Genomic DNA, 6,792 nt, shown 5'->3' with positions numbered 1-6,792 from the left:
CACCCGGCAGAGAGGCTGTTCGACCGGCCCCTTACACAGAAAACTTGACACCTCCGAGAAGCACCCGACAAGCTCGACCACTTCATCGCCGCATCCCATCGCGCTGGCCCGCCCCCAAGCCCTCCGTTTCCACCACTCACGTGAACTTCCACCCGTATCTCGCCACCCGTTCAGTTAAGGAACCATCCATGCCACGTAACTCCCGCTTCTTCTCCCGCCGTTCCCTGCCGCTGCTGGCAGCGTCCGTGCTCGCGCTGTCTCTTGCTGGATGCGCAACATCCGGCGAGAACGATGCAGGAGCAGACGATGAGCGTCCCGTGGTGCTGACGACGTTCACCGTTCTCGCGGACATCGCCGAGAACGTCGCCGGCGACAACCTGAGGGTGGAGTCGATCACGAAGGTCGGGGCGGAGATCCACGGCTACGAACCCACACCCGGCGACATCCGCAGAGCATCGGAGGCCGACCTCATTCTCGACAACGGGATGAACCTGGAGGCGTGGTTCGGACAGTTCGTCGAAGGCATGGACGTGCCTCACGTCGTCGTCAGCGAGGGAGTCGAGGCCATCGACATCACCGAGGACGCCTACGCAGGGATGCCGAACCCACACGCGTGGATGAGCCCGGTGAACGTGCAGATCTACGTCGACAACATGGTCGACGCGTTCAGCGACCTCGACCCCGACAGCGCGAGCGAATACGAGGCCAACGGCGAGGCATACAAGGCCGAGCTACAGACCGTGCAGGACGAGCTGGTCGACGAACTGTCGGTCCTGCCCGAGAACCAGCGGGCGCTGGTCACCTGTGAAGGCGCGTTCTCCTACCTCGCACGGGACGCCGGGCTGACGGAGAAGTACATCTGGGCGGTCAACGCCGAGCAGCAGGCCACCCCCCAGCAGATCACCTCTGCCATCGAGTTCGTACGCGACAACGACGTACCCGCGGTGTTCTGCGAGTCCACGGTCTCGGAAGCCCCGATGCTGCAGGTCGTCGAAGCCACCGACGCGGTCTTCGGCGGCACCCTCTACGTCGATTCCCTCTCCGAAGCGGACGGGCCGGTCCCGACCTACCTGGAACTGATCCGCCACGACGCCACGGTCATCATCGACGCCCTGACGGGACAGAACTCATGACGACAGCGATCTCCGTGCACGACGTCACCGTGCACTACGGCGAGGTCCTCGCCCTCGACCACGCCACCCTCGACATCCAGGCAGGACGCGTGTGCGGACTCGTCGGCATGAACGGGTCCGGGAAGTCCACCTTGTTCAAGACCATCATGGGGCTGCTGCGTCCTGACTCCGGCACGGTGCGCGTGAGCGGCGAGAACCCGGTGAAGGCACGTAAGTCCGGGGTCGTCGGCTATGTGCCGCAGAGCGAGGACGTCGACTGGGCGTTCCCGGTGACCGTACGCGATGTCGTCATGACCGGCCGCTACGGGCACATGGGATTCACCCGCCACGCGAAGAAAGCCGATCACGACGCCGTCGACCACGCCCTGGAACGGGTGGAGCTCACCGAGTACGCGAATCGGCAGATCGGGCAGCTCTCCGGCGGCCAGAAGAAGCGCGCCTTCGTCGCCCGGGGGATCGCCCAGGGCGCGACCATTCTGCTGTTGGATGAGCCGTTCGCCGGAGTCGACAAACGCTCCGAGGCCACGATCACCCGACTGCTGCGCGAGCTCGCTGACGACGGGGCGACGATTCTCGTCTCGACCCACGACCTCCACGCCCTGCCCGACTTGGCCGACGAGGCCGTGCTCCTGATGCGGCGCGTGCTCATGCACGGCGACCCGGACGAGGTGCTCCAGCCCGACAACCTTGCCCTGGCCTTCGGCCTGGACGTCCTGAACCGAGGCGACAACTGATGAACCTAATCGATTTCTTCCTCGAACCCCTCGGCTATGACTTCATGGTCCGTGCCCTCGCGACCACCTTGATCGCCTCGATCGTGTGCGCGGTGCTGTCTTGCTGGCTCGTCCTGATCGGCTGGTCGCTCATGGGCGACGCCGTCTCCCACGCCGTCCTGCCCGGGGTCGTGCTGGCCTACATCGCCGGCGCACCGTTCGCCCTCGGGGCAGTAGTGTTTGGGTTCCTCGCCGTCGCCCTCATCGGCGCAGTCAGAGACACCAGCCGTGTCAAAGAAGACGCCGCGATCGGCATCGTGTTCACGACCCTGTTCGCGCTGGGGCTCGTGCTGATCTCGGTCACGCCGTCGCAGACCGACCTGAACCACATCATCTTCGGCAACCTGCTCGGCGTCTCCTGGGCCGATCTCACCCAGATCATCATCCTCGGTGCGATCACCTTCACGATTCTCGTCACCAAACGTCGCGACTTCACTCTCTACGCCTTCGACTCCACCCACGCCCACGCGATCGGACTGAACCCGAAGATCCTCGGCGCCGTCCTCCTCGGACTCCTCGCCCTGACCGCCGTCGTCGCCCTGCAAGCGGTCGGCGTTGTCCTCGTCGTCGCGATGCTCATTATCCCGGGAGCTACCGCCTACCTGCTCACCGACAGGTTCGGACGCATGCTCGTCATCGCCCCCGCGATCTCCGCAGGCTGCGCCGTTATCGGCCTGTACTTGAGCTACTACCTCGACACTGCGTCCGGCGGAATGGTCGTCCTCGCTCAGGGAGCCGTCTTCGCGCTCGTCTACCTCTTCAGCCCCCAGCACGGTCTCATCGGGACCCGGATTATGAGCACACGCCGCAGACGCGCACTCGCTTCCGCACAGTAAGGGCATCACGCATGCGCGGCAAGAGCGACCGGTCAGGGACCAGAGCACGCTATCTTCGTGCCATCTGGTCACTGACCGAGAACAGTGACGCTCCAGTCACGGTCACCGGCCTAGCCGGTGCGCTGCGATTCGTACCAGGGAGCGTCTCCGAACAGGTAAAGCGACTCGCCGAGGACGGTCTCGTCAACCACGAACGGTACAAGAGCATTTCGCTCACTCCTACGGGACGACTCGAATCGATGCGGGCAGTGCGGACGAACCGGATACTGCGGTGCTTCCTCCACGACGTCCTCGACCTGCCCTGGAGCGAACTCGCCGCCAATGCGGACGCATTGGAAGCCAGCAGCTCACCCCGCTTCCTCCAGCGAATCGAAGCTTCCCTCGACCAGCCCACCCACGACCCCTACGGGCAACCCATCCCCACGCCAGACGGCCGCATCGAGACTCCCACCGATATCCCCCTGCGGGAACTCGCACGCCCGCGATGGGCTCCAGTGAAGATCACACGCATCGCGGACGCGCCACTTGAAACACTGGTCTTCCTCGACGAGCGACACCTTCGCCCCGGCACATGGTTAGACATCCAGGCCTGCACAGCGGAAGTCGACATCATCGAGGTCCGCTCGGCGGAATGGCATGGCACGTTGCTCCCTGCCGGAGCAGGCGTGCTCCATGCATCACTCCACGACGAAGCTACGGGGTGACCGTATCAACTGGCCACGACAGACACATAGAGTGCGTCTGTCGCCGAACGCCCCAGTGCTACCGAGGTTTCCGATCCCGTAACTCGCGCGTCCAGTGCGTCCGAGAACGGGGCACCGTCGCCGATCTCCAGCGTTGATCCGATTAGGAAACCATGCTCTTCGAAGAACTGCAGGAGCGCCGGGTCCGAGTCCGAAATGCGCTCGACCACCACTCGGTGCCCCGCCCCGACTTCGGTCAGCTGCGTCGCATCCGGGATATGCACCGTCCCGTCAGCGGAGGGGATCGGATCACCATGAGGGTCGCGGGCGGGGAACTCCAAAAACTCGTCGATCCGGTCGATCATGAAATCGGACACCGCATGCTCAAGGTGCTCAGCCTCGTCATGCACCTGATCCCACGAGTACCCCAAGACACTGACGAGGAACGACTCAATCAGCCGATGCCGACGAACCATCGCCAGCGCGTAGGAGCGCCCCGTCTCCGTCAGCTCCACCGAACCATAAGGAGCATGCTCGACAAGACCCTGCGTAGAGAGCTTACGGACAGCATCCGAGACCGAAGAGAGCTTCAACCCCGTCCTCTCCGCGATCAGAGTCGGCGTCACCGGCACCGACGACCACTCCGTCAGACCCCACACGGCCTTCAAATAGTTCTGCGTGCTCGCGGACAACTCAGAGACGGACATGAACTCAGAATAGCCCCGAACATCCAACTACGACACGACACCGTTCGAAAGTACGGAGGTGAGATGGCGCAAGGTCGTTCGTCGCCAGAAACTCCCCGACCACGGCTCGGCTACCGGTCCAGCCGTGACTGGACCAGCGGAACATACGACGCATCCTTCTCGAAACACAGCACGCGATACCCATCGCTAACCGCTGCTTCCACCGTCGCCCCCGATCCAGCGAATGGCTCCAGCACCACTCCGTGCGGCGGGGTCACCAGCGTGACGAGCCAGCGCATCAACGCCAACGGCTTCACGGTTGTGTGCGATACCCCGAACGCGCGGGGTCGTTCCGCTTTGGAGGGCTTGTGGTCGAAGCGGAAGATCGGGAACTTCCGCGACAGCGACTCGCCCTGCCACGTCCCCGTCAACACGTCCAGCGCATCCGCCTGGCCAGCGTCGAAGGCGACGTTCGTCGGCCACCGGTCATCAGCGAATCTCGCCCCGTCGATGTTGATCCCGCCGACGCCGTGCTCCAGGACATTGCGGACGAGGTTTCCTTCCGGGGGTTTGCGGGCGATGATGATCGGCTCGAACGCCGGTCGTAGCGCCGTGCCCCACCCCTCCCAGCGCGCTGCGTCCTCGGTCACTGGAGTGCCCTTCGAGACGACGGTGCGGGTCGCGCCGAGCACCCCGTCGTGATCGGTGGTCTGCACGACCCGGTCGCTGCGGCGTGCGCCGTGGTGCTTGTCGATCGCGTGCGAGAGGTCCATGCTCTTGGGCATCCCGGTGGTGTGCAGCCATGCGATCTGGTCCCGGATCTCGAACCCTGCATTCTCGATTCCACGCACCATCCGGTGCCAGGTGCGTGCACCACCGAACGCTGCAACATACGCCCCTGGCTTCAACGCGCGAAATGCTCCTGCAGCCCACGCCGTGCACCAGGTTTCGAACACCTCCGGCGCACTCATCCCGCTCGTGTCGATGTGGATCAGCGACTCGCGAAACCCGGAAGCGTCATCCCAGGCCTGCCCGTTGAAGCTCAACCCGTACGGCGGATCGGTGACCAGGGCGTCGATGCTTGCTGCGGGCAGGAGCGGGAGGAGCTCGACCGCGTCCCCGAGGTAGAGCGTCGCCCGGTCATCGACGAACACCGGTTCCGGAAGTTCGGTCAGGCGCGCGGCGGGCGGCGGGATGGGGTCGGGCATGGCGGTGGCTCCCTGCTGTTCGGGCCTGTCCGCGCTCGTGTGCGACGAACAGGACTACCCAGCAGGTATGGGCCACACCGACAGGCCCGAGCCGACACAGCCCCAGCGTCGACGCCACACGAGAGTCAGTCCCGGCGGGCCAGATCTGAGCTCCACGAGGGGCCCGCGACTCGCCGATTCCCCGTGCCAGATTTCTCCCACACACGATCGGCAATCAACGGTTAACGATGACGAATCGCATCTGATGCGATCCCGTCACAGGTGTTGGCTGCGGCGGCTTGGTCCGTTTTCCCTTGGAATCTCAACGATCTGACAGTGTGGGATCCTTGCCGTCCTGACCAGTCGATGTGCGCCGCTTCGAGTCTCTCGCTCGTGACCTGGGCTTTCTCTTGCCGATCGCAGTGAATGCGATATTATCGCATCTGATGCGATCCAAGGAAGGGGGCGAAGTGGTTGGTGACGAGGGCGCGTTGGCGGGTTCTGCCCGGTTGGTCCTGTCGGACGGAGTCGCGCTGCTTCGCCCGGACGAGCAGGTGTTCGAGGCGATGCTCGAGGGGTGGCGGAACCAGGGCCTTGCCCGGAACCTTGCGCGCTCGACGGTCCAAGCGCGGGAACGGCAGGTCCGTGCGTTCCAGGCGCACGCGGGCGTGTTCCCCTGGGAATGGGCGGCGGTGCACGCCGACGAGTGGTTCGCGGATCTGCGTGCGGTGCACCATTGCACGCGCTCGACGGTGCGCGGCTACCAGGTCGCAGTGCGCGGGTTCTGCGCGTTCGCTATCGACCCGGCATATGGCTGGGCTGAGGAGTGCATGCGCTGGTTCGGGGCGCACCCGGTGCAGATCATCACGGACGTCAACTCTGCGCAGCACGTCGCGGACGTCGAGTCGGAGCCTGCGAAGCGACCGTTCACCCGACGCGAGCTGCAGGACCTGTTCGACTACGCCGACGAGCAAGTCGAATTGAAGCGCTCCCAAGGCAAGAAGGGGTGGATGGCGGCGTTCCGGGACGCGACGATCTTCAAGACGGCCTACGCGTTCGGCACGCGCCGCACCGAAACGCAGATGCTTGATGTGTCCGACTTTGGCCGCAACCCGGAGGCGCCGGAGTTCGGCGGCTTCGGGGCGGTGCACGTCCGCCACGGGAAAGCGAAGCGCGCTTCGCCGCCGAAGCGACGCACGGTGCTGACTGTTTGGCCGTGGGCGGTCGACGTCCTCGAGCAGTGGTTCACCGAGGTCCGCCCACTGTTCGGCACCGACGACAACCCGGCGGCCTGGCCCTCGGAGCGGTCACCGCGGGTGAGCGCAGCACTACTGGATCACCGGATGGCCGACTACCGGGGAGGGATCGGCCTGGACCCGGTGCTGGACTTCCACTCGCTGCGCCGCTCCTACGTCACGCATCTGATCGAGGACGGCTGGGAGGGTGTTTCATTAGCTGTGTAAGGGTCCGGTCTCTAACCGAGGTGTGACCTGC

General features: G+C 64.8%; 7 protein-coding genes. 5 read left to right on the top strand and 2 right to left on the bottom strand.

The genetic code is table 11. The features are described 5' to 3' along the window. Positions 1-188: 188 nt before the first annotated feature. Genes INT49_RS20380 through INT49_RS20365 form a run of 4 tightly spaced genes read left to right on the top strand, consistent with a single transcriptional unit; the run spans position 189 to position 3,446 of the window. The gene (locus INT49_RS20380) at positions 189-1,133 is read left to right on the top strand and encodes a metal ABC transporter substrate-binding protein (protein WP_319021719.1); all 945 of its coding nucleotides are present in this window, start codon (positions 189-191) and stop codon (positions 1,131-1,133) included. Beyond that, complete coding sequence (locus INT49_RS20375; protein WP_193119568.1) at positions 1,130-1,867, top strand: metal ABC transporter ATP-binding protein; 738 nt, start codon at positions 1,130-1,132, stop codon at positions 1,865-1,867. Before INT49_RS20380 ends, INT49_RS20375 begins: the two co-directional genes overlap by 4 nt. Further along, positions 1,867-2,742 (top strand): metal ABC transporter permease, encoded by an 876-nt coding sequence (locus INT49_RS20370; protein ID WP_193119567.1) that lies wholly within the window; start codon positions 1,867-1,869, stop codon positions 2,740-2,742. The genes INT49_RS20375 and INT49_RS20370 overlap by 1 nt, the downstream gene beginning before the upstream one ends. An 11-nt stretch (positions 2,743-2,753) precedes the next feature. After that, on the top strand, positions 2,754-3,446 hold the full coding sequence (locus INT49_RS20365; protein ID WP_193119566.1) for a metal-dependent transcriptional regulator: 693 nt from the start codon (positions 2,754-2,756) through the stop codon (positions 3,444-3,446). A gap of 5 nt (positions 3,447-3,451) precedes the next feature. Here INT49_RS20365 and INT49_RS20360 read toward each other — a convergent pair whose 3' ends face one another. Together INT49_RS20360 and INT49_RS20355 are read right to left on the bottom strand one after the other, a co-directional pair. Beyond that, the gene (locus tag INT49_RS20360; RefSeq protein ID WP_193119565.1) at positions 3,452-4,132 is read right to left on the bottom strand and encodes a metal-dependent transcriptional regulator; all 681 of its coding nucleotides are present in this window, start codon (positions 4,130-4,132) and stop codon (positions 3,452-3,454) included. A gap of 110 nt (positions 4,133-4,242) precedes the next feature. Beyond that, entirely contained in the window at positions 4,243-5,319 is a 1,077-nt protein-coding gene (locus INT49_RS20355) for a DNA-methyltransferase (protein WP_193119564.1), read from the bottom strand. Positions 5,320-5,744: 425 nt separating this feature from the next. Between INT49_RS20355 and INT49_RS20350 the strand changes: the two genes are divergently transcribed. Continuing rightward, a complete protein-coding gene (locus INT49_RS20350; protein ID WP_193119563.1) occupies positions 5,745-6,761 on the top strand; it encodes a tyrosine-type recombinase/integrase in 1,017 nt (338 codons plus the stop codon). The last annotated feature ends 31 nt before the right edge of the window (positions 6,762-6,792 follow it).

Source organism: Brachybacterium tyrofermentans, from assembly GCF_014897585.1.
In the GTDB taxonomy this organism is placed as follows: Bacteria; Actinomycetota; Actinomycetes; order Actinomycetales; family Dermabacteraceae; genus Brachybacterium; species Brachybacterium tyrofermentans.
Note: the sequence above shows the minus strand (reverse complement) of the source record. Positions and strands in the feature narration are given on the sequence as shown.

Excerpts from the sequence above, each read along its gene's own strand:
- INT49_RS20380 (WP_319021719.1), top strand. The coding sequence starts at position 189 with ATGCCACGTAACTCCCGCTTCTTCTCCCGCCGTTCCCTGCCGCTGCTG.
- INT49_RS20375 (WP_193119568.1), top strand. The coding sequence starts at position 1,130 with ATGACGACAGCGATCTCCGTGCACGACGTCACCGTGCACTACGGCGAG.
- INT49_RS20370 (WP_193119567.1), top strand. The coding sequence starts at position 1,867 with ATGAACCTAATCGATTTCTTCCTCGAACCCCTCGGCTATGACTTCATG.
- INT49_RS20365 (WP_193119566.1), top strand. The coding sequence starts at position 2,754 with ATGCGCGGCAAGAGCGACCGGTCAGGGACCAGAGCACGCTATCTTCGT.
- INT49_RS20360 (WP_193119565.1), bottom strand. The coding sequence starts at position 4,132 with ATGTCCGTCTCTGAGTTGTCCGCGAGCACGCAGAACTATTTGAAGGCC.
- INT49_RS20355 (WP_193119564.1), bottom strand. The coding sequence starts at position 5,319 with ATGCCCGACCCCATCCCGCCGCCCGCCGCGCGCCTGACCGAACTTCCG.
- INT49_RS20350 (WP_193119563.1), top strand. The coding sequence starts at position 5,745 with ATGCGATCCAAGGAAGGGGGCGAAGTGGTTGGTGACGAGGGCGCGTTG.